The 21,450-nt window shown below is 71.9% G+C and carries 18 protein-coding genes; 11 read left to right on the top strand and 7 right to left on the bottom strand.

Features of this window, described 5'->3' with window-relative positions; genetic code table 11:
- The first annotated feature begins 562 nt into the window (after window positions 1-562).
- The 5 genes from ABD951_RS28745 (at window position 563) to ABD951_RS21880 (ending at window position 7,273) form a co-directional block, all read left to right on the top strand.
- Complete coding sequence (locus ABD951_RS28745; protein WP_425569909.1) at window positions 563-1,285, top strand: cytochrome P450; 723 nt, start codon at window positions 563-565, stop codon at window positions 1,283-1,285.
- A 9-nt stretch (window positions 1,286-1,294) separates the two neighbouring features.
- Window positions 1,295-2,992, top strand: a complete 1,698-nt coding sequence (locus tag ABD951_RS21895) for an FAD-dependent oxidoreductase (RefSeq protein ID WP_345350139.1) — start codon at window positions 1,295-1,297, stop codon at window positions 2,990-2,992.
- Window positions 2,989-4,467 (top strand): hypothetical protein, encoded by a 1,479-nt coding sequence (locus tag ABD951_RS21890; RefSeq protein WP_345350136.1) that lies wholly within the window; start codon window positions 2,989-2,991, stop codon window positions 4,465-4,467. Before ABD951_RS21895 ends, ABD951_RS21890 begins: the two co-directional genes overlap by 4 nt.
- A 67-nt stretch (window positions 4,468-4,534) precedes the next feature.
- Window positions 4,535-5,986, top strand: coding sequence for a flavin-containing monooxygenase (locus ABD951_RS21885; RefSeq protein ID WP_345350133.1), 1,452 nt, complete (start codon window positions 4,535-4,537; stop codon window positions 5,984-5,986).
- Between the two features lie 183 nt (window positions 5,987-6,169).
- Window positions 6,170-7,273 carry a PQQ-dependent sugar dehydrogenase gene (locus ABD951_RS21880; protein ID WP_345350701.1) on the top strand — a complete coding sequence of 368 codons (1,104 nt, stop codon included), beginning with the start codon at window positions 6,170-6,172 and terminating at the stop codon, window positions 7,271-7,273.
- Window positions 7,274-7,306: 33 nt separating this feature from the next.
- On the opposite strand, the gene ABD951_RS21875 is transcribed toward ABD951_RS21880, so the two are convergent.
- The 5 genes from ABD951_RS21875 to ABD951_RS21855 form a co-directional block, all read right to left on the bottom strand.
- Window positions 7,307-8,410: a sulfate/molybdate ABC transporter ATP-binding protein gene (locus ABD951_RS21875; protein WP_345350130.1), complete on the bottom strand. Its 1,104-nt coding sequence runs from the start codon at window positions 8,408-8,410 to the stop codon at window positions 7,307-7,309.
- Entirely contained in the window at window positions 8,407-9,228 is an 822-nt protein-coding gene (locus ABD951_RS21870; protein ID WP_425569921.1) for an ABC transporter permease, read from the bottom strand. The genes ABD951_RS21875 and ABD951_RS21870 overlap by 4 nt, the downstream gene beginning before the upstream one ends.
- Complete coding sequence (gene modA / locus ABD951_RS21865; protein ID WP_345350124.1) at window positions 9,228-10,031, bottom strand: molybdate ABC transporter substrate-binding protein; 804 nt, start codon at window positions 10,029-10,031, stop codon at window positions 9,228-9,230. Before modA ends, ABD951_RS21870 begins: the two co-directional genes overlap by 1 nt.
- Before the next feature lie 17 nt (window positions 10,032-10,048).
- The gene (locus tag ABD951_RS21860) at window positions 10,049-10,453 is read right to left on the bottom strand and encodes a TOBE domain-containing protein (protein ID WP_345350121.1); all 405 of its coding nucleotides are present in this window, start codon (window positions 10,451-10,453) and stop codon (window positions 10,049-10,051) included.
- 107 nt (window positions 10,454-10,560) lie between these two features.
- On the bottom strand, window positions 10,561-14,820 hold the full coding sequence (locus tag ABD951_RS21855; RefSeq protein ID WP_345350118.1) for a bifunctional nitrate reductase/sulfite reductase flavoprotein subunit alpha: 4,260 nt from the start codon (window positions 14,818-14,820) through the stop codon (window positions 10,561-10,563).
- Window positions 14,821-15,045: 225 nt separating this feature from the next.
- Here ABD951_RS21855 and ABD951_RS21850 point away from each other — a divergent pair, with 225 nt between their 5' ends.
- From ABD951_RS21850 to ABD951_RS21840, 3 genes are read left to right on the top strand one after another with little or no spacing between them, the layout of a single operon-like run.
- Window positions 15,046-15,279: a TOBE domain-containing protein gene (locus ABD951_RS21850; protein ID WP_345350115.1), complete on the top strand. Its 234-nt coding sequence runs from the start codon at window positions 15,046-15,048 to the stop codon at window positions 15,277-15,279.
- Window positions 15,280-15,334: 55 nt separating this feature from the next.
- A complete protein-coding gene (locus ABD951_RS21845) occupies window positions 15,335-15,757 on the top strand; it encodes a winged helix-turn-helix transcriptional regulator (RefSeq protein ID WP_345350112.1) in 423 nt (140 codons plus the stop codon).
- Window positions 15,758-15,809: 52 nt separating this feature from the next.
- Window positions 15,810-16,145 carry a thioredoxin family protein gene (locus ABD951_RS21840; protein ID WP_345350109.1) on the top strand — a complete coding sequence of 112 codons (336 nt, stop codon included), beginning with the start codon at window positions 15,810-15,812 and terminating at the stop codon, window positions 16,143-16,145.
- Between the two features lie 2 nt (window positions 16,146-16,147).
- Here the strand turns inward: ABD951_RS21840 and ABD951_RS21835 are convergent, their stop codons facing one another.
- A complete protein-coding gene (locus tag ABD951_RS21835) occupies window positions 16,148-16,624 on the bottom strand; it encodes an Lrp/AsnC family transcriptional regulator (protein ID WP_345350106.1) in 477 nt (158 codons plus the stop codon).
- Window positions 16,625-16,760: 136 nt separating this feature from the next.
- Between ABD951_RS21835 and hppD the strand changes: the two genes are divergently transcribed.
- Window positions 16,761-17,963 (top strand): 4-hydroxyphenylpyruvate dioxygenase, encoded by a 1,203-nt coding sequence (hppD, locus tag ABD951_RS21830; protein WP_345350103.1) that lies wholly within the window; start codon window positions 16,761-16,763, stop codon window positions 17,961-17,963.
- Between the two features lie 60 nt (window positions 17,964-18,023).
- The gene (locus ABD951_RS21825; protein WP_345350100.1) at window positions 18,024-18,398 is read left to right on the top strand and encodes a hypothetical protein; all 375 of its coding nucleotides are present in this window, start codon (window positions 18,024-18,026) and stop codon (window positions 18,396-18,398) included.
- A gap of 58 nt (window positions 18,399-18,456) precedes the next feature.
- On the opposite strand, the gene ABD951_RS21820 is transcribed toward ABD951_RS21825, so the two are convergent.
- Entirely contained in the window at window positions 18,457-20,004 is a 1,548-nt protein-coding gene (locus tag ABD951_RS21820) for an ATP-binding protein (RefSeq protein WP_345350097.1), read from the bottom strand.
- Window positions 20,005-20,116: 112 nt separating this feature from the next.
- Here ABD951_RS21820 and hemL point away from each other — a divergent pair, with 112 nt between their 5' ends.
- Window positions 20,117-21,445, top strand: a complete 1,329-nt coding sequence (hemL, locus tag ABD951_RS21815) for a glutamate-1-semialdehyde 2,1-aminomutase (RefSeq protein WP_345350094.1) — start codon at window positions 20,117-20,119, stop codon at window positions 21,443-21,445.
- Window positions 21,446-21,450 lie beyond the last annotated feature (5 nt).

Here is a 21,450-nt window from a genome sequence, read left to right as displayed (position 1 = left end):
ACCTCCTACACTCCTCCGCCACACAAATGCGCCATTGATGTGACGAATATTCGCCACACTAGCAAGGAGACAGACCATGCCGGACGCCACGACCCTCGCCGACCTCGACATCGACGGCATCGACTTCGCGTTCGAGGACAACCCCGATCTGCACGCCACGCTCGCGGATCTGCGGGCACGCAAGCCGTATGCGGTGGTGCCGTTCGCCGGGGTGCGGGCGATCGCGCTGCTCACCGAGGACCTGGTGGCCGCCGCGTTCCGGGACGAGAAGATCTTTCCGGCCAAGGCGATCTACCCGCTGTCCACCGGGCCGGTGCTCGGGCACACGCTGCAGTGCATGACCGGGCGCGAACACCGGATCAACAAGGCGCTCGTGTCCAGGCCGTTCCGCCGGCTGGCGACCGCCGCGCTCGCGGAGCCGCTGATCACCCCGATCGCCCACCAGCTGGTCGACGCGTTCGCGGACCGCGGCGAGGCGGATCTGGTCGCGGAGTTCACCACCGCGTTCCCGGTCCGGGTCATCTCGGCGCTGCTGGGGTTGCCGGACCGGGACGTCACCGACATGGCCCGGTGGGCGCACGACCTGTTCAACTTCCCGGTCGACGCCGACGCCGCGATGCGGGCCTCCCGCGAATTCACCGAGTACATCACCCCGGTGCTGGCGGAGCGCCGGGTGAACCCGGGAGACGACCTGATCTCCACCCTGGTCGGCGAGAACGTCGAGGGCGAGGAACTCGGCGACGACCAGATCCTGGCGTTCCTGCGTCTGCTCTTTCCCGCCGGGGCCGACACCACCCACTTGTCGCTGGGCAGCACCCTGTCCGCGCTGCTCACCCACCCGGATCAGCTCGACCTGGTGCGGGCCGATCCGGACGAGCAGATCCGTTGGGCGATCGCGGAGGGTCTGCGCTGGGAGCCTCCGGTGGCGATGCTGCCGCGTTTCTGCCCGGAGGCGGTCACCTGGGAGGGCATCGACATCCCCGCGAACACCCCGATGATCTTCGCGATCACCGCCGCCAATCGGGATCCGGCCACGTACCCGGATCCGGACCGGTTCGACATCACCCGGCAGGTCATGCCCGCGACCGCGTTCGGCGGCGGCCCGCACGCGTGCCTGGGCAACTGGCTGGCGCTGGTGGAGATGCAGACAGCCCTCGCGGTGCTGCTCGAACGGCTGCCGGGGCTGCGTCTGCGGGCCGGAGCCGAGGAGCAGGCGAGGGTGACGAGCATGGTCGCCGCCGCGCTGCGCGGACCGCGGTCGCTGCCGGTCGAGTGGGACGTCTGAGTCCCGGTCATGGCCTACGTGATCACGCAGCCGTGCTGCAACGACGCGACCTGCCTCGAGGTGTGCCCGGTCGACTGCATCCGGCCCACACCGGCCGATCCGGGCTTCGCGACCGCGGAGATGCTCCACATCGACCCCGGCACCTGCATCGACTGCGGCGCCTGCGCCGAGGAGTGCCCGGTCGACGCGATCTTCGCGGCCGACGAGCTGCCCGAGGAGCACGCCCGCTACGCGTCCGTCAACGCCGACTGGTTCGACCGCCATCCACTCGAATCGTCGTGGGACGCACTGGAACCGGGTGGACGGGTCACGCTGCCGCCGGACACGACGCCACTGCGGGTGGCGATCGTCGGGTCGGGCCCGGCCGCGTGCTACGCCGCCGCGGACCTGATCGGCAGGGCCGGGGCGGCCGTGGAAGTGGAGATGTTCGATCGGCTGCCCACCCCGTGGGGCCTGATCCGCGCCGGGGTGGCCCCCGACCACCCCGGTACCAAGGCCATCACCGACGTCTTCCGGGCGACCACGTCGAATCCGGCGTTCGCGTTCCGCCTCAACGTCGAGATCGGCGCCGACCTGTCGCACGACGACCTGATGGCGCACCACCACGCCGTGATCTACGCGGTGGGGGCCGCCGGCGACCGGCGGCTGGGGGTGCCGGGTGAGGATTTCGCCGGCTGTCACGGCGCGACCGAGTTCGTGGCCTGGTACAACGGCCATCCCGACCGGGCGGACGCCCGGTTCGACCTGTCCGGAGAGCGGGTCGTGATCGTCGGCAACGGCAACGTGGCGCTGGACGTGGCGCGGATCCTGGTGTCGGACCCCGACGAGCTCGCGGCCACCGACATCGCCGACCACGCGCTGGAGGCACTGCGCGCGAGCAACATTCGCGAGGTGGTGCTGCTCGGTCGCCGTGGTCCCGCCGAGGCGGCCTACACCAGCCCGGAGCTGATCGCGCTGGGCCGGTTGCCCGGAGTGGACGTCGTCGTCGACGCCCTGGCCTTCGACGAGCACGCCCGAGGGGCGGCCGGCGACGACGCGTCCGACGCCGCGACGGCGCTCAAGACGGCCGTCGCCGCGGAGTACGCGGAGCGTCCGCCGACCCCGGGGAACAGGCGAATTGTGTTGCGCTATATGGTTTCTCCGGTGGTGATGCTCGGCGAAGGTCGCGTCGAGGGCGTGCGGATCGTGCACAATGCGCTGGTCGACGAGGACGGCGTGCGGCGGGCCGAACCCACCGACCGGTACGAGAGCATCGAGACCTCCCTGGTGCTGCGCGCGATCGGCTACCGCGGCACGGCGGTGCCCGGACTGCCGTTCGACGAGGACCGCGGGGTCATTCCCAACGCGGGCGGTCGGGTCGCCGACCCCCGGACCGGCGCGCCGCTGCCCGGCGTGTACGCGGCGGGCTGGATCAAGCGGGGTCCGTCCGGCGTGATCGGCACCAACAAGCGGTGCGCGCAGGAGACGGTCGCCCACCTGCTCGACGACGCCGTCGCGGGACGGCTCGTGGCACCGACCGGGAACCGCGACACCCTGACCGCGCTGCTCCGCGCCCGCAGTCCCGAGGTCGTCGACGGCGAGGGGTGGCGCGCCATCGACGCCGCCGAACGCGATCGCGGCCGGACCCAGGGCCGGCCGCGCACCAAATTCACCGACATCGAGTCCATGCTCGCCGCGGCGAGCCCCGGCAACCTGGAGGTACCGTGATCCGCGCCACGACCACGCCCGTTCTCGCCGCCGCCCTGGCGGCGACCGCGGCACTGACGATCGCCGCCGCGGCGAGCGCCGCGCCGGGCAAGTTCGGTCCGCTGCCGCCCCCGAACCCGGCCGCCGGTCCCGTGGGCACCGCGTTCCAGCACGGCGACTCGGAGGCGTCCGACAGCACCCCGTTCGCCGGGCCCGGCGCGGGCGCCGTGCGCTCGACGTTCGCCCCGCTCGGCGCCAACTGCGCCAGCATCCTGATGGGCTCCGACGGCGTGGTGCAGGCCCTGTGCAGCTCCAACGCCGACCAGTCGCCGGTCGTGCAGCTGCTCGACCCCGGCACCGGGGCGTCGCTCGCGTCGCTGGCGCTGCCGAAGGGCGGGCTGTTCTCCGGCGTCTACGGCTATCTCGACAACGCGAACCGGATGGTCGCGGTCGACGGGCGGAAGAACCTGGTGCGGATCGGCCACGACCGCGGTGGCCCGAACGGATCGTGGCGCCTGTTCACCGCGGAGTCGACCTCGATCGCGTCGGCGGCCGAGAAGTTCTGCGGCACACCCGGATGCGACAACGTCGTCGCGCCGACCCCGGACCACTCCGGCAAGGTGTGGTTCGCCACCTCCCGCGCGACGGTCGGCGTCGTGGACACCGCCACGGGCGTCGCCTCGTCGATCCTGCTCGGCGCCGGGGAGGGTGTCGCCAACAGCATCGCCTCGGCCCCGGAGGGCATGTCGGTGGCCACCACCCACGCGCTCTACCTGCTGCGCATCGACGACAGCGGCACGCCGCAGGTGGTGTGGCGCAAGGAGTACGACCGCGGCCCCGGGCGCAAGCCGGGCCAGCTCAGCCACGGCACCGGCGCGACCCCGACGTTCTTCGGGCCGCGGACCGGCACCGAGTACATCGCGATCACCGACAACGCCGCCCCGCAGGAGAACCTGCTGGTCCATCGCACCGCAGACGGCTCCACGGTGTGCTCGACCCCGGTCGTGGCCGGCACCGAGAACTCGCCGATCGGCTCGGGAAACAGCGTCTTCGTGGCGTCGACGTTCGGCTACCCCTACCCGGTCGACCTCGGCCCCAGCGTGCCGCCGACCGCGGACTTCACCGGCGGGATGGTGCGCGTGGACGTCGCGGCGGACGGCAGCGGCTGCGCGACGAAGTGGACGAACGAGGTCCGCTCGGCCGCGGTGCCCAAGCTCTCGCTGGCCGACGGCGGCATCTACACGATCGCGCGCCGCTCGCCCGGCGGGCAGCCGGGGCCGGACGACACCTACGAGTACACCGTGACCGACGCCCAGACCGGGCACGTCCGTAGGGCGCAGCAGATCGGTCAGGGCGCCGGCCAGAACACCCTGCAGCTGGCCGGGAACATCATGCCGGACGGGACCCTGTTGCAGGGCGCCGTCGCGGGCGTGCACCGCATCGCGTCCGTGGGTGGCCAGGGCCCGGGTTCGAGCTCGGGCGGGTCGGCGAACTGACCCGGCGGCGGGACCGCCCGTATCTGTGACTTGCCTTCGCGCACCCATACTTGAACACTGTTCAAGTATGGGTGTGACGAGTGACGACGTACGGTCCGCGCGGGTGCTGATCATCGGGGCCGGATTCGCCGGCCTCGGCATGGCGGCCGCGCTCGAGCGCGCCGGTGAGCGCGACTTCCTGGTGCTGGAGAAGGCCACCGGGGTCGGCGGAACCTGGCGGGCGAACACCTATCCGGGCAGCGCCTGCGACGTCCCGTCGGTGCTGTACTCCTACGCCGCCGCGCCGGGTCGATGGACCACGGCGCGGGCCCGGCAACCGGAGATCCTCGACTATCTGACCGGCGTGGCCGCACCGCTGCGCGACCGCATCGTCCTCGGCGCGGAGGTCGCCGACGGCCGGTGGGACGAGGCCTCCGCCCGCTGGCACGTCGCGGCCGTCGACGGCCGCCGCTACGCGGCGCAGTTCCTCGTCGTCGCGACCGGGGCGCTGAATCTGCCCAAGCTGCCGCGGATTCCGGGAGCGGACACGTTCGGCGGTCCGGTCATGCACACGGCCGACTGGGATCACGGGGTCGACCTCGACGGCGCGCGGGTCGCGGTGATCGGCACCGGCGCCTCCGCGGTCCAGGTCGTGCCCGAGATCGCCGGGCGAGCAGCGCATCTGACCCTGTACCAGCGGACCCCGTCCTGGGTGCTACCCGCCCGCGGCACCCGTGCGCCACGACTGCGGCGGGTCGCCCGAGCGGTCGAGTACTGGCGGGCGGAGGCGTTGGTGCCCGCCCTCGCCGGGCCCCGGACGGCGTCGGCGCGGTTGCAGCGCCGCGCCCGGCGGCACCTGACCAGTCAGATCGCCGACCCCGGGCTGCGCCGTGCCCTCACCCCGGAGCACCGCATCGGCTGCAAGCGGATCCTATACTCCGACACCTATTTTCCCGCACTGGCCGGACCCGGGGCGGAGGTCGTCACCGACCCGATCGAGCGGATCACCCCGGACGGGGTCGTCGCCGCGGACGGCGTCATGCGGGCGGCCGACGTCATCGTCCTCGCCACCGGATTCCGGGTCGCGGGCGCGCTCGCCCGGCTGCCGCTCACCGGCCGGGACGGGATCACCCTGCAGCAGCGGTGGCAGGCGGCCGGTGCCCGCACCCATCTCGGGATCACCGTCGCGGGACTGCCGAACGCCTTCCTGCTGTCCGGGCCGAACACCGGCCTCGGCCACAACTCGGTGGTGTTCATGATCGAGTCCCAGATCCGGTACGTGCTGGGCGCGATCGCGGCCGTCGACCGGTCCGGGGCCGTCGCCCTCGACGTCCGGGAGTCGGTGCAGGACGCGTCGCACGACGAGGTGCAGCGCCGGCTCGGCACCGCGGTGTGGAGCACCGGCGGGTGCGCGAGCTGGTACCTCGACGGACGCGGCACCAACCATGCGCTGTGGCCGGGCTCCTCGTGGCGGTACCGGGCCCGCACCCGCCGGGTGCGGCTCGAGGACTACGAGATGACCTTCCCGGCACGTCCGTAGCACTCCCACTCCCTGCGGACGCGCTGGACGTGTTCGGCGGCGGCACGGACCCACGGCCGTCGGTTCGCTTTGCCCCGGACGGGCCGTGGGCGCGGCGCTATCGTTGGTTCGACCGCGACGGGGATGTGGGATTCGGACATGGCCGGGATGCTCGGGATCGGCGCGGCACTGGGTGCCGCGATCATGGTCGGGTCGGTGGCCGTGGCCTGCACCGACGCGGCGTCGGACGACGCCGGTCCCGCGGTTCGGGTGAGCACCGTGCTCGACGGGTTGGCCCATCCGTGGGACGTCGTGGTGGCCCCGGACGGCGCGGTCCTGACCGGGGAGCGGGCCGGCCGGTTCGTGGTCGAGCGGGCCGACGGCACCTCCGGCGAGGTGACGGCCGACCTGTCGGACCTGTTCGCCGCGGGGGAGACGGGGCTGATGGGAATCGCACTCGACCGCGACTTCGCGGCGAACCGGACGCTGTACACCTGCCAGGGCCACCGGGGAGCGGGCGCCGCGCCGGTCGGCGACATCCGGGTGGTGTCCTGGACCGTCGACGACGGATGGACCACCCTGACCCGCGGCGCCGACGTGCTGACCGGAATTCCGCTCGCGCCGAGCGGCAGGCACGGTGGCTGCCGAGTGCTCGCGCACCCCGACGGCACCCTCTACATCGGCACCGGCGACACCGCCTCCCCGGCCGTGCCGCAGGACCGGGCGTCGTTGGGCGGCAAGGTGTTGCACGTCGACACCGACGGCACCCCCGCGGCCGGGAACCCGGACCCGGCGAGCCCGGTGTTCACCCTCGGTCACCGGAACGTGCAGGGCCTGGCACTGCAGCCGGGAACCGGGCGGCTGTACGGCATCGAGCAGGGCACCCGGGTCGACGACGAGGTGAACCTGCTGACCGCGGGCGGCAACTACGGTTACCGGCCGGACCGCGCACCGGGCCGCTACGACGAGTCGGTGCCGATGACCGATCCGGACCGGGTGCCGGGCGCGATCGTCGCGGTGTGGAGGTCGGGAGACCCGACGATCGCGACACCCGGCGGCACCTTCCTCGACGGGCCGGGCTGGGGCGAGTGGTCCGGCGTGCTGGTGGTGACCAGCCAGCAGGCGGAGAAGCTGGTGCTGCTGCGGCTGTCGGACGACGGGCGGTACGTCGCCCACGAGAGCTCGGCGCTCGAGAGACGGTTCGGCCGGCTGCGCTCGGCGACCCTGGCCCCCGACGGGGGCCTGCTGATCACCACCGACAACGGGTCCGGTGACCGCGTCCTGCGGGTCGCGCCCGACTCCGGGTAGCCCGGTGTTCGCCCGGCGCACCGACCCGGGGCGTCATCGCGGGTCGGGGACGGCCGGGAGCGCGGGATGCAGCGACACCTCCTGGGCCTTGACCGCGAACCACACCCGCCGCCCGGGGGCGAGATCGAGTTCGGCGACGGCGGCCGGGGTGACGTCCGCGACCGGCCCGGTGCTGCCGTCGGGGTTCGCCTCGGCGTGCACGCGGATCGCCGCGCCGTGCGTCTCGAGTTCGGCGATCGTCACCTCGAAGACGTTGCGGGGGCTGGCGTGCGGCGCTTCGGTGTGCACGGCCACCGCACTCGGTGCGAACAACGCGACCCCGGACCCGCCGGCCGCCGGGCCGCCCGCATCGACCGACCCGGAAACCGTGACACCCCACGATGTTTCGAGGACGCCCGGGCCGGCCATCGTGCCCCCGACGAGGTTCACCCCGGCGATCCGCGCCGCGAACGCGCTGCGTGGTGCGGCGAGAACGTCGCGGACGTGGCCGGATTCGACGACCCGACCGGACTCGACGACGATCACCCGGTCGGCGAGGGCGAGCGCGTCGAGCAGGTCGTGGGTGACGATCACCGCGGTGCGCCGCTGCTCGCGCAGGATCCGGCGCAGCAGGCCGCGCAGCGCGGGCGTGACCGCGATGTCGAGCGCCGCCATCGGCTCGTCCAGCAGCAGCAGCCGCGGCTCGGCGGCGAGTGCGCGGGCGATCGCGATCCGTTGTGCCTGCCCACCCGACAGCTGGGACGGCCGGCGGGCGGCGAGGTCCTCGGCGTCGACCTGACGCAGCCAGTGGGCGGCGACCTGCCGGGACGCGGAGCGTGACAGGCCACGACTGCGCGGTGCGAACGCGACGTTCGCCGCCGCCGTCATGTGCGGGAACAGCAGCGCCTGCTGGGACAGCAGGGCCACCCCGCGGTCGTGGGGTGGCACGAACACCCCGGACCCGGTGTCGGTGAGGGTGCGGCCCCCGACGGTGACGATGCCGTCGTCCGGACGCAGCAGCCCGGCGATCAGGCCGAGCAGGGTGGACTTGCCTGCCCCGTTCGGCCCGAGCACCGCGAGCACCTCGCCGTCGCCGAGGGTCACGTCGAACGCGCTGCCGCGGTGGGTCAGCCGGGCCTGCACCCGCAACGCGCTCACAGGACTCCCGCCGTTCGGTGACGATGGGTCAGCAGCACGATCGCGACCGCAACCAGTATCAGGAGCAACGACAGCGCGACCGCGGCCTGCGGGTCGGTCTCGCGCTGCAGGTAGATCTCGAGCGGCAGCGTGCGGGTGACGCCCTGGAGCGATCCGGCGAACGTGATCGTCGCCCCGAACTCGCCGAGCGCACGGGCGAACGCGAGCACGGCTCCGGACGCCAGCCCGGGCAGCACCAACGGCAGCGTCACGCGGCGCAGCACGGTGGTCGGCCGGGCCCCGAGCGTGGCGGCGACCTCCTCGTAGCGCCGGCCCGACACCCGCAGCGCGCCTTCGAGGCTGACCACCAGGAAGGGCAGCGAGACGAAGGTCTGGGCCAGCACGACGGCGGTGGTGGAGAACGCGATCCGGATGCCGAACGCCTCGAGCTGCTGGCCGAGCAGGCCGTTGCGTCCGAACGTGTAGAGCAACGCGATCCCGCCGACCACGGGCGGCATCACCAGCGGCAGCAGGACCAGCGAACGCAGCATCGAGCGGCCGCGGAAGCGGCCGCGGGCCAGCACCAGCGCCATCGGGACACCCAGCAGGACGCAGGCCAGCGTGCTCGCGCTCGCGGTCTTCAGGCTCAGTACCAGCGCGGTGCGGGCGGATTCGGAGGTGACGAGGGAAACGAAGTCGCCCCAGTCGATTTCGGTGAAGACCGCAATCAGGGGCAGGGTCAGGAAGGCGACCCCGAGGGCGGCGGGCAGGTACGTCCATCCGGGAAGGCCGATCCGCACCTGCCCGTCGGGGTCGTGCCCCGCCCGCCACCCGGAGATCACGGCGCGGCGAACCCGGCCCCGGACAGCACCTTCTGCCCTTCGGCTCCGGTCACCAGTGCCACGAACGCGGTGGCCGCGTCGGGGTTGTCGGAGGCCTTCAACGTCGCGATCGGGTAGGTGTTCACCGCTCCGGCGGACTCCGGGAACGGCACCGCGGTGACCTTGTCGCCGGCGGCCGTCGCGTCGGTGACGTACACGAGGCCGGCGTCCGCCTGCCCTGACGTGACCTTGCCGAGCACGTCGGTGACCGAGGACTCCTCGCTCACCGGCGTCAGCGTCACGCCGGTGGCCTTCTCGATCTTCTCGGTGGCCGCGCCACACGGCACCTGCGGCGCGCACACCACCACCTGGACTCCGGGCTTCGCGAGATCGGCGAACGAGGTCACGTGCGCCGGGTTTCCGGGCGGGGTGACGATCGTCAGCGTGTTCGTGGCGAAGTTCACCGGAGTGCCGGCGACCAGATCCTGCGCCTTCGTCATGTTGTTGGTGTCCGCGGAGGCGAAGACGTCCGCCGGGGCGCCCTGCTGGAGCTGCGCCACCAGGTCGGACGACCCGGCGAAGTTGAAGGTGACCGACGTGCCGGGGTGGGCGGCCTCGAACATCTCGCCGAGCTCGGTGAAGGTGGACTTCAGTGACGCCGCCGCGAAGACGGTCACGTCGCCGGTTGCCGCACCGGACGTGGCCGCGGTGGTCGGTGCGGTGTCGTCGCCGGACGAGTTCGAGCACCCGGCGATCAGGGCGACGGCGGTTGCGCCGGCGAACAGGGTCGCCAGGGTGCGGCGTCCGCGGACGAGGGTCATGGGGTTGCCTTTCGTGGTCAGGAGCTGCCTTCGGGGGTTTCGACGATGACGGTGGTGGCCTTGACCATCGCGACGGCGACCGAGCCGGGCTCGAGCCCGAGTTCGCGCACGGACTGCGAGCTCATCAGCGAGACCACCGTGAACGGCCCGCACTGCATCTGCACCTCGGCCATCACCGTGTCGGCGGTGACCTTGGTGACCAGGCCGACGAACCGGTTGCGCGCCGAGCTGCCGGAGCCGAGTGGATTGGGTGGGGGAGAGGCGTGTTCGACGGCGAACTCGGCGAGCACCCTCCCGTCGATCACCATCCGGCCGGACGCGTCCCGGTCGGCGGGCAGCGTGCCGCCGTCGATCCAGCGGCGCACGGTGTCGTCGCTGACCCCGAGCAGGCCGGCGGCGTCCTTGATGCGAAGCGACGGCATGGTCTTCCTTTCGCACATACGGATATGCTGGCCATCAAAGACTCGCATCCGCGGAGATTCCTCGTCAATTGTGACGCATTGTCGGGTCCTGATCCGCCGCGGTGGCGTCAGTACACGTCGCGCACGTACCGCTTCTCGGCCGCGAGGGCCCGGACGTAGGCCTCGGCGCTGCGGGGTGCGAGCTTCCCGTGCCGGGCGACGACGCCGCAGAGGGCCTCGTCGACGTCCTTGGCCATGCGGGCGGCGTCACCGCACACGTAGAAGTGGGCGCCGTCCTGCAGCCACTCCCAGAGACGGGCGCCCCGCTCGCGCATGCGGTCCTGGACGTAGACCTTCTCGGCCTGGTCGCGAGAGAACGCGAGATCGAGTTCGGTGAGGACACCGTCGCGGCGCAGTTCCTCGATCTCGTCGCGGTGGTAGAAGTCGGTGGCCGCGTGCTGCTCGCCGAAGAAGAGCCAGTTCGGGCCGGTGTGCCCGAGTGCCCGGCGTTCGTGGAGGAAGGCGCGGAAGGGTGCGACACCGGTGCCGGGTCCGACCATGATCATCGGTGTGCCGGGGTCGGACGGGGGCCGGAAACTTCGGGACTTCTGCACGAAGATGCCGACGGGGTCGTTCTGGGCGTGGTCGGCGAGGTAGGTCGAGCACACCCCGCGCCGGGGTATGCCGTGCACGTTGTACCGGACGGCCGAGACCGTCAGCTGCACCTCGTTCGGGTTCTCCTTCGGACTCGACGAGATCGAGTACAGCCGCGGCTGAAGGGGGTTGAGGACCGTCAGCCATTCCGCCGCCGGCACCCGCACCGGAGTGCGGGCGAGGACGTCCAACGACTGACGACCCCATGTCCAGTCGTCGAGCGCGGCCTTGCTCTCCGGCTTCAGCATCGCGGCGAGCTCGTCGTCCCCGGTGCGGTCGTGGACGAAACGCAGCAGCTCGGTCGTGACACGGGTGATCTCGAGGCGGTCGGTGAGCGCGGCGCGCAAGGTCATCGCGCCGTGGTCGGCCAGTTCGATCGTCGTGTCGCCGTCGAGGCCCGCGAGAGCGAGCCAGTCGTCGACGACCGGCGCCGCGTTGCGCGGCCACACCCCGAGGGCGTCGCCCACCTCGTACTCGAGGGTGCCGTCGGGCAGGTGGAAACCGAACTGCCGCACGTCTTTCGACGACCCCGGCAGCGACAGGGCGACGTTGCGGGTCATCGATGTCACCAGTGGGGTCTTGCGCGTGTACCGCGTGACCGCCGGCGGGGTGTCGATGGCGGGGGCGGGCGCCCGGGTGACCGGGGTCGGCGCAGTTGCCGTCGCGGCGCCACCGGCGCCGGCGAGTACCGGAGCGGTCCGGAGTGCCTCGGTGACCGCGGTCAGCCAGGATGCGGCCGCGTCCTCGTAGTCGGGTTCGCAGTCGACGCGGTCGAGGATGCGGGTGGCGCCGAGTTCGGCGAGGCGGGCGTCGAGTGTGCGTCCGTGGCCGCAGAAGTCGTCGTAGGTGGAGTCACCGAATGCGAGTACGGCGTAACGGGTCTCGGGTAGCGTCGGTGCGGTGTCGCCGGAGAGGGCATCCCACAGGCCGGCGCCGTTGTCCGGTGCGTCGCCGTCGCCGTAGGTGCTGGTGATCACCAGCACCTCCCGGGTGCCGGCGAGGTCCGCGGCGGGGAAGGTGTCCATGTCGTGCAGGCTCACGGGGAGGCCCGCGTCGGTGAGCGAGGCCGCGCAGGTGGCCGCGAACTCCTCGGCGTTGCCCGTCTGCGAGGCCCACAGCACCACGATCGGAGCGCGCGCGGCGGACTCGTCTCCGGTGCGATCCGGGGTCGCCGGGCCGCCGCCGAGGACGGGGACCGCACCGCCGCCGGGGAGGGCTTCGCCGCTGCCGGACCCCGGGACCGAGGTGCGGGAGAACAGCCCGGCCAGGACGCCGTCGACCCAGGCGCGGGTAGCGGGATCGAACGGTGCGCTCGCGGGCAGCGCGGGGACCCCCGGGGCCAGGCGGCCGGCATCGCTGCGCAGCCCGGCGACCAGTCCCGCGAGGAAGCGGCGCTCGAGTGCGCCGAGGGTGGGCGTCGGGTCGGCGGAGACGCCGAGAAGGTCGGCGAGAGTGTCGATCTGGGACAGTGTGTGCTCCTGCGTCGGTGTCCGGCCCGTGATCGACGGTGCCGCGGGGTGCGGTGGCGCCTGCGCGAAGGGGTCGGCGGCCGGCTCGTCCACGGCGGCCACCGCGGTGAGGGTGACCGCGCAGGCCTTGAACTCCGGCTGCTGGGAGTCCGGGTCGATCGCGTCGTTGGTGACCGCGTTGACGGCCAGGTACTCGCCGAACACGTCGTTCCAGTGGAACGGGGCGAAGCAGTCGCCGGGCCGGACCCGGTCGGTGACCGTGGCCGGCAGCACCGCGCGGCCGCGGCGGGACGCCACCTCGATCCGGTCCCCGTCCGTGACACCGAGACGGGCGGCGTCCCCTGGATGGATCTCGACGAACGGGCCGGGATTGAGCTTGTTCAGCTTGGCGACCTTGCCGGTCTTCGTCATCGTGTGCCACTGGTGCGCCAGCCGACCGGTGTTGAGCAGGAACGGGAAGTCGTCGTCGGGCATCTCGGCGGGCAGCATGTGCGGGCGGGCGAAGAAGACCGCCTGCCCGCTCGCGGTCGGGAACGCGAGCCGCGGCGTGGTGCCGTCCTCGCGGACGAGCAGGGTCTGGCTGACCCCGTCGTTGAGGTAGCGGATCGGGTGGCGGTCGGTGTCGGTCCCGGGTGGGCACGGCCACTGGATCGGCGTCCTCCGCAGTCGCTCGTAGGTCACCCCGCGCAGGTCGTACCCGGTCCGCGGATTGGCGAACTGCTTGATCTCCTCGAACACCTCCTCCGCGGAGGAGTAGGTGAACGCCTCCGAATAGCCCATCTCGCAAGCGATCCGGGCGATGATCTGCCAGTCCGGGAGGGACTGACCGGCCGGGTCGAGCGCCTGCTGGAACAGGGTGAGGTTGCGCTCGGAATTGATCATCACCCCCTCCGACTCGGTCCACAGCGCGGCGGGCAACAGGATGTCGGCGTAGTCGTTGGTCTCGGTCTCGAGGAACGCGTCCTGGGCGATCACCAGGTCCGCCCGCTCGAGTCCGGCCAGTACCGTCTTGCGATTGGCCACCGTCGCAACGGGATTGGTGCAGATGATCCAGCAGGCCTTGATCTCCCCGGCGGCCATGCGGGAGAACATGTCGATCGTGCCGCCGCCGATCTCGGTGCGCAGCGTTCCGCGCGGAATGTTCCAGTGGTCCTCGACGAACTCCCGGTCGGCGTCGGATGTCACGGCCCGCTGCCCCGGGAGGCCGGGGCCCATGTACCCCATCTCCCGGCCGCCCATCGCGTTCGGCTGCCCGGTCAGCGAGAACGGGCCGCTGCCGGGTCGGCAGATCGCGCCGGTCGCCAGGTGCAGATTGCAGATGGCGTTGGTGTTCCAGGTGCCGTGCGTGCTCTGGTTCAGCCCCATCGTCCAGCAGCTCGTCCAGTCGCCGGCTTCGCCGATCCACTGCGCCGCCTGCCGGATGTCTGCCTCGGGGATGCCGGTGATCTCGCTGACCCGGTCGGGCGGGTAGTCGGACAGGAAGCCGGGCATCGCGTCCCACCCCTCGGTGAACTCCGCGATGAAGTCGGGGTCGGTGTGTCCGTTCGCGACGACCAGGTGCAGCAGCCCGTTGAGGAGCGCGAGGTCGGTGCCCGGCGCGATCTGCATGAACAGGCTCGCCTTGTCGGCGGTCGCGGTGCGACGTGGGTCGACGACGATCAGCTTCGCGCCTGCCTTGACCCGATCCATCATCCGCAGGAACAGGATCGGGTGGCAGTCCGCCATGTTGGCGCCGATCACGAAGAACACGTCCGCCCGGTCGAAGTCCTGGTACGAGCCGGGTGGCCCGTCCGCGCCGAGGGACTGCTTGTAGCCGGTGCCGGCGCTGGCCATGCACAGCCGGGAATTGGACTCGATCCGATTGGTGCCGATGAACCCCTTCGCGAGCTTGTTCGACAGGTACTGGGCTTCGAGCGACATCTGTCCCGACACGTAGAGGGCGAGCGCATCGGGGCCGTGCTCGTCGACGATCGCCCGCAATCGCCGCGCGGTCTCGGTGATCACGGCGTCCATGTCGCCGGACTCGATCGGGGCGCCGCGTTCGCGGCGCAGATACGGCGACGTCATCCGTCCGGGTGCAGCGAGCATGTCCGCGGTGGTGTTGCCCTTGGTGCACAGCCGGCCGAAGTTCGTGGGATGCGTCTTCCGTCCCGCCGCCTTCGCGGCCGTGCGGCGTCCCGTCGCCGGGTCGGTGGTGATGTCGAGGGTCAGTCCGCACCCGACCCCGCAGTACGCACAGAGGGTGTCGACCCGGTCGCCGCTCACGTGCGCCTCCTCCGCAAAACCAGGGCACACCGCGTGCGCGCCCGAATGTCGAGAAGTCTCGGACGCGGTTGTTTCGAGATACCACTCCCGGCATTGCGGATCTGTGAACCGTTGGTCACCGCAGATGCGCTCCGGCTGTGCGGTGCGGTGGCTGCCGTTCGCGGTTCGTGCCTGCGGAAGGAGGGTTACCGTCTCATCGAGCCCCCGGCCGAATCGAGGAGACCGATGCGCCTGTCCACCCGAAACCAGTTGTCCGGAACCGTCGTCGACGTCACCACCGGAGCGGTGATGGCCACCGTGAAGGTGCGGCTCGACGGCGGTGATCAGATCGTGACGGCGTCGATCACCAGGGAAGCGGTCGAGGAACTCGGCCTCGAAGCCGGCAGACCCGCCACCGTGCTGATCAAGTCCACCGAGGTGATGCTGGCGGTCGAGGACCAAGCGCTCGCCGACGGGTGAAATTCGTCGGCGCCCCGGGCCGTCGATCCTGGGTGTGAAATGTAGACTCAGCGCCGTGACCACGCTGTCGGACACGTTGACCCTGCTCGGCGAGCGCTGGGCGCTGCTCGTCGTGCGCGAGGTGTCGCTCGGAGTGCGCCGCTTCGACGAGCTGCGCACCGCGACCGGTGCACCGCGCACCGTGTTGTCCGACCGGCTCCACCGGCTCGTCGCGGCCGGGGTGCTCGGCACCCGCGAGTACCGCGTCCCCGGCAGCCGCGCGCGGCTCGAGTACACGCTCACCGCCGCCGGGCTCGACCTGCTTCCCGTTCTCGCCGCGCTCACCGACTGGGGGGAGCGCCACCTCGAGTCCGACTCCGCGCCCGACGTGGCCTATCGCCACGGCGGATGCGGAGGCCGGGTCGGCGCCCGCCTGGTGTGCGAATGCGGCGCGGACGTTGTTCCGGGACATCGGCTCCTCGCGCAGGTCGACCGCTGATCCGTGTCGACGCTCGATCGCTCCACCCGACGACAGCAAGAAGGGCTCGCTCATGACGCTCGCCACCACCACCGACGCCCGGTTCGCCACCGACGTCCTGCACGCCGACCTGCCGGTGCTGGTCGACTTCACCGCGCAGGGGTGCGGGCCGTGCCGGATGATCACCCCGGTGCTCGAACAGATCGCGGCCGAGCAGGACGGCCGGATGCGCGTCGTCACCCTCGACGTCGGCACGAACCCGGTGGTCGCCGGCGAGAACCAGGTGATGGGCACGCCGACGCTCGCGCTGTTCGTCGGCGGCGAGCCGGTGGTCCGACTGCCGGGCGCCCGGTCACGTGCCGCGATCATGCGCGAGATCGAACCGCATCTGCCGGGCGACCAGGACTGACCTCACCCGGCGCCGTCCCGCGCGACCGGCACCAACTGCACGTGGCGCAACGGGATCGGGGTCTCGAGCGCGATCGCGGTCGACGACCGCAGCACGTGCCTGCCGTCGACGATCTCGTTGATCACCCGCTGCAGGTCGGCGTGCGTGCGGGCGACGACCCGGATCAGCAGGTCGCCCGACCCGGTCGTGGTGTGCGCCTCGAGCACCTCGGGGATCGCGGACAGGTGTTCGATCACCGCGCCGTGGCCCTGGCCCTGCACGATCTCGAGCGTCGCGAAGGCCGTCACCGGAAATCCCAGCGCCGACGGGTCCAGGGTGGGGGAGCGGCCCGCGATCACACCGGAGCGCTCGAGGCGGTCGAGGCGGGACTGCACGGTGCCGCGGGCCACGCCGAGCCGTCGCGACGCCTCCAGCACCCCGATCCTCGGCTCGTCGTGCAGCAGTTCGAGCAGGGCGACGTCGAGCCGATCCAGTGTCATGGCCAGCCTCCCGATCAACCGGTGCGCGGTAGTCGATCTGTCCAGTGAAACCCCGCCACAGCCCAGCATTCTGTACAGGATGACCAGCGTCAACGCCGACCGTTGCACGGCCGTCGCCACGGGCCGACAGTGAGGCATGCGCACTCTGCGGCTCACCCCCCACGAACGCGCCGCGCACCTGCGGGCCGGGCAACTGCGCCGACTCGTCGGACTCGTCGACCACGACGACGCGGCCGACCCGTTCCCGGTCGTCGGCATGGACGCGGTCGAGTTCGTCTGCGGCAACGCAACCCAGACAGCGCACTACTTCGTCTCGGCCTGGGGCATGACGCTGGTGGCGTACGCGGGGCCGGAAACCGGTCTGCGCGACCACAAGTCGTTCGTCCTCGAATCCGGATCGGCCCGTTTCGTGGTGAGCGGCGCCGTCGACCCGGCCAGCGGGCTCGCCGACCATCACCGCCGGCACGGCGACGGCGTCGTCGACCTGGCGCTCGAGGTAGTCGACGTCGACCGCTGCGTCGCCCACGCCCGGGCGCACGGAGCCGTCGTCCTCACCGAACCGCACGACGTCACCGACGCGCACGGCACCGTTCGCGTCGCCGCACTCGCCAGCTACGGCAGCACCCGCCACACACTCGTGGACCGGTCCGGGTACCGCGGGGTGTACCTGCCGGGATTCGAGCCCCGCAGTTCGGGATTCACCCGCCGGCCCGGCGCACCCGAGCACGTGTTCGTCGCCCTCGACCACGCGGTCGGGAACGTCGAGATGGGCCGGATGGACCACTGGGTGCGGTTCTACAACGAGGTCATGGGGTTCACGAACATGGCCGAATTCGTCGGCGACGACATCGCCACCGAATACTCGGCCCTGATGAGCAAGGTGGTCGCGAACGGGAATCACCGCGTCAAGTTCCCGCTCAACGAACCCGCGATCGGGCGCAAGCGGTCCCAGATCGACGAGTACCTCGACTTCTACGGCGAGCCGGGCTGCCAGCACCTCGCCCTGGCGACCGACGACCTCCTCGCCAGTGTCGACGCGCTGCGCGCCGAGGGCGTCGAGTTCCTCGCCACCCCGGACGCCTACTACGACGACCCCGCGCTGCGGGCCCGGATCGGCCGGGTCCGGGTACCCGTCGACCAGCTCAAGGCGCGCGGCATCCTCGTCGACCGCGACGAGGACGGCTACCTGCTGCAGATCTTCACCAAGCCGCTCGGGGACCGGCCGACGGTGTTCTTCGAACTCATCGAGCGGCACGGGTCGCTCGGCTTCGGCAAGGGCAACTTCAAGGCGCTGTTCGAGTCCATCGAGCGGGAGCAGGCGGCGCGCGGGAACCTGTGACCGTGTCGCGACCGCCGTTCGGTGGCGAACCGGGCGCCGGTCGTGTTTCATCTGGGAACTATGAGCACTGTCACCCGGATTGCCCGCATCGTCACCGTCGCGGCCGGAGGCGTCGCCGTGCTGGCGTCCTCCGCCGCGATCGCCTCCGCCGCCCCCGCGGTGCCCGGCTCCGAGCGGTTCACGCTGCTGGCCGACGGCTCGCACACCGAGTACCTGGTCAACCCGGTCCTGAACCAGGACGACCTGCTCTACACGAACAAGGACATCACCACGATCCCCGGCGTGCGTGCACACAGCCTCGACGGTCGCACCTTCTCCTTCTACCGCGTCGTCGACGGCGCCCGGATCGGCATGGCCCGGATCAACGAGTTCTGCCTGCCCACCGGCGTCTGCCACGGCGTCATCGTCGACGCACCCAGCCCGGTCGTCCTGTAGGACACCGCAGTTCGCTTCGAGGCCCGGGACTGCCTGCGCGCGTCCCGGGCCTCGCCCGTCAGGAGGTGACCTCGGCCCACGTGGCCGGGACGTCGGCGCCGCCCTGCGGGCTGACCCGACGGCCCACCTTGGCGAGCACCGGAACCGGAGCGATCGGTCCGGCGAACAGCGCCTCGCCCAGCCCGAACCCGGTGGCCTGCTCGAGCATCGGCCGTGGCACGTGGGAGAAGAACCCGGCCAGCGCGGCGATGTCCGCGGCACCGTTCATCCGCATCAGCACCAGGTTGTCGCACTGCGACACGACGTTCGGGTGCACCTTGCCCGGACGCTGGGTGGCGACGAACAGGTGCAGGCCGAACTTGCGCCCCTCCCCGGCGATCAGGGTGCCGAGGTCGGTCGTCGCCGCCAGCAACGGATTGTCCGTCGCCGCCGGCAGCACGTTGTGCGCCTCGTCGATCACCAGCAGCACCGGATCCCGACGCCGCCGGGTCGCCCACCGCCGACCCAGCAACGCCAACACGACCGCGGTCCGCTCGTCCGGGGTCGGCAGGCTCCCGATGTCCACCACCACGCACCGCTTCGTCCGGATGTCGAAGTCCGCCGCCGACCGCTCACCCTCGCGGCGCCACAGTTCCCAGTCGGCGATCCCCAGGTTCGCGATCCGCTTCGCCAGGCGGGCGCCCTCCGGTGTCGCGGCGGCCGCCGCCGCGACGTCCGCCGCCGAGTAGGGGGCGGTCAGCGTCGACGTCACCTGCCGCAGCGCGTGGAAGTCGTCGAGGTCCCGCACCGGGTGCATGCGCAGCAGCAGCGCCTGGGTGTCCACCTCGAGATCGCTGAAGTCGAGGCACAGCGTGAACGGGGAGCCGAAGCCGCGGGCCCGCGCCACGTACACGTCGCCCGCGACGGCGCGATGCCGGACCGCCGCGGGTGACTCGTCCGCGGGATCGGCGGTCGCACCGAGGTGCACGTGGTCGGAGTTCGGGTCGAAGACCAGGATCGGCAGACTCGTCCGGCGCAGCAGACGCTCGAGCAGGCCGCCGGTCGTGTACGTCTTGCCCGAGCCGGACTGCCCGCACATGAACGTGTGCCTGCCGAACCCGGTCGCCCGGAGTTGCGCAGCGACCTGCGGGGCCTGGTTCAGCACGCCCACGTCGAGGGTGGCGGCGCCGGCAGGCAGACCCGCCGCCACCGCGGCGACCTCGCCGGCGGTGGCCGGGCGGATCGGGCTCTCCCCGAACGGAACCGTCCGCGGCAGCACCGTGAAGCCGGCGGAGTCGAGCTCCCCGAGGGTCACCGCGCTCCCGTGCAGCGCCCGCATCATCGGCCGGGCCCGGGCGGCCGACACCCCGTACCCGTGCACCTGCTCGCGCACCTCGAGGTCGAGCTCGGGGCCCTCCCGCTCCACCACCTCGACGCTGCGCACCTGCACCACCACACAGCGATCGGCGACCTCGACGACGGCGAACCCGCCGACCCGTACCCCGGTCTCCATCGGCCCGGCGAACGTCACCTCCAGCCCGTCCGACGAGACCGCGACCTGGGCCACCGCGAACCGGTCGTAGAGCAGGTGCCGCTGCTGACGAAGACCTTCGAACCGATCGTCCATCGGCACATCCTGGCATCACGGCGGAACCACCGGACGCACTTTCGCGCCCCGCGCGTGCCTTCTCCTACACCCTGTCGTTGTCAAGATCGCGGGAACTGGGACACTGGAGGTCGTGACTGCCACCCCCGGCGCGCACGCGCCCGCCTCCGCCAGGTCCGCCCAGCTCTTCGACCGGGCCTCAGCGGTCATCCCCGGGGGCGTGAACTCACCGGTCCGGGCGTTCGGGTCGGTCGGCGGCACCCCCCGGTTCATCGCGTCGGCGCGGGGCTGCACCCTCACCGACGTCGACGGCAACGACTACGTCGACCTGATCTGCTCCTGGGGTCCGATGATCCTCGGGCACGCGCACCCCGCGGTCGTCGACGCGGTCCAGCGGGCCGCGACCGGCGGACTCTCGTTCGGCGCACCGACCGAGTCGGAGATCGAGCTGGCCGAGACGATCGTCGACCGCGTCGCGTCCGTCGAGAAGGTCCGCCTCGTCAACTCCGGCACCGAGGCCACGATGAGCGCGGTCCGGCTGGCGCGCGGATTCACCGGCCGCACCAAGATCGTGAAGTTCGCCGGCTGCTACCACGGGCACGTCGACGCGCTGCTCGCCGAGGCGGGTTCGGGCCTGGCCACGTTCGGGTTGCCGACCTCGCCCGGCGTCACCGGCGCCCAGTCGTCCGACACCCTCGTGCTGCCCTACAACGACCTCGCCGCCGTCGAGCAGGCCTTCGCCGCGCATCCCGGCGAGATCGCGTGCGTCATCACCGAGGCCGCGGCCGGAAACATGGGCGCGGTGCCGCCGCTGCCCGGTTTCAACGAGGGCCTGCGCCGGCTGTGCACCGACCACGGCGCGCTGCTGATCATGGACGAGGTCATGACCGGGTTCCGGGTCAGTCGCTCCGGGTGGTACGGGCTCGACGGGGTCGCCGGTGACCTGACGACATTCGGCAAGGTGATGAGCGGCGGACTACCCGCCGCCGCGTTCGGTGGCCGCGCCGACGTCATGAACCACCTCGCGCCGGCCGGCCCGGTGTACCAGGCGGGCACCCTGTCCGGGAACCCGGTCGCCGTCGCGGCCGGCCTCGCCAGCCTGAAAGCCGCAGATCAGAGCGTGTACGACGCGCTGGAACGCAACGCCGCGACACTCGGGACACTGCTCGGTGACGCACTCCACGCCGCCGGCGTGCGGCACCAGGTCCAATTTGCAGGCACCATGGTGAGCGTGTTCTTCGCCGACCGACCCGTCACCAACTACGCGGAGGCGAAGGCCAGCGACACCTGGCGGTACCCCGCCTTCTTCCACACGCTGCTCTCCCGCGGCGTGTACGCACCCCCGAGCGCGTTCGAGGCGTGGTTCGTCTCGGCCGCGCTCGACGACGCCGCGTTCGACCGCATCGCCCAGGCCGTGCCCGCCGCGGCCGCGGCGGCCGCCGCCGCGACGCCGAGCAGCTAGACCGC

Origin of the sequence: Rhodococcus olei (assembly GCF_039540555.1) — a bacterium.
GTDB lineage: Bacteria > Actinomycetota > Actinomycetes > Mycobacteriales > Mycobacteriaceae > Rhodococcus_G > Rhodococcus_G olei.
Note: the sequence above shows the minus strand (reverse complement) of the source record. Positions and strands in the feature narration are given on the sequence as shown.

Bases quoted from the DNA above. Each gene is read 5' to 3' on its own strand.
- ABD951_RS28745 (WP_425569909.1), top strand. From the start codon at position 563: ATGGCCCGGTGGGCGCACGACCTGTTCAACTTCCCGGTCGACGCCGAC.
- ABD951_RS21895 (WP_345350139.1), top strand. From the start codon at position 1,295: ATGGCCTACGTGATCACGCAGCCGTGCTGCAACGACGCGACCTGCCTC.
- ABD951_RS21885 (WP_345350133.1), top strand. From the start codon at position 4,535: ATGGGTGTGACGAGTGACGACGTACGGTCCGCGCGGGTGCTGATCATC.
- ABD951_RS21880 (WP_345350701.1), top strand. From the start codon at position 6,170: ATGGTCGGGTCGGTGGCCGTGGCCTGCACCGACGCGGCGTCGGACGAC.
- modA (WP_345350124.1), bottom strand. From the start codon at position 10,031: ATGACCCTCGTCCGCGGACGCCGCACCCTGGCGACCCTGTTCGCCGGC.
- ABD951_RS21860 (WP_345350121.1), bottom strand. From the start codon at position 10,453: ATGCCGTCGCTTCGCATCAAGGACGCCGCCGGCCTGCTCGGGGTCAGC.
- ABD951_RS21850 (WP_345350115.1), top strand. From the start codon at position 15,046: ATGCGCCTGTCCACCCGAAACCAGTTGTCCGGAACCGTCGTCGACGTC.
- ABD951_RS21840 (WP_345350109.1), top strand. From the start codon at position 15,810: ATGACGCTCGCCACCACCACCGACGCCCGGTTCGCCACCGACGTCCTG.
- ABD951_RS21835 (WP_345350106.1), bottom strand. From the start codon at position 16,624: ATGACACTGGATCGGCTCGACGTCGCCCTGCTCGAACTGCTGCACGAC.
- hppD (WP_345350103.1), top strand. From the start codon at position 16,761: ATGCGCACTCTGCGGCTCACCCCCCACGAACGCGCCGCGCACCTGCGG.
- ABD951_RS21825 (WP_345350100.1), top strand. From the start codon at position 18,024: ATGAGCACTGTCACCCGGATTGCCCGCATCGTCACCGTCGCGGCCGGA.
- ABD951_RS21820 (WP_345350097.1), bottom strand. From the start codon at position 20,004: ATGGACGATCGGTTCGAAGGTCTTCGTCAGCAGCGGCACCTGCTCTAC.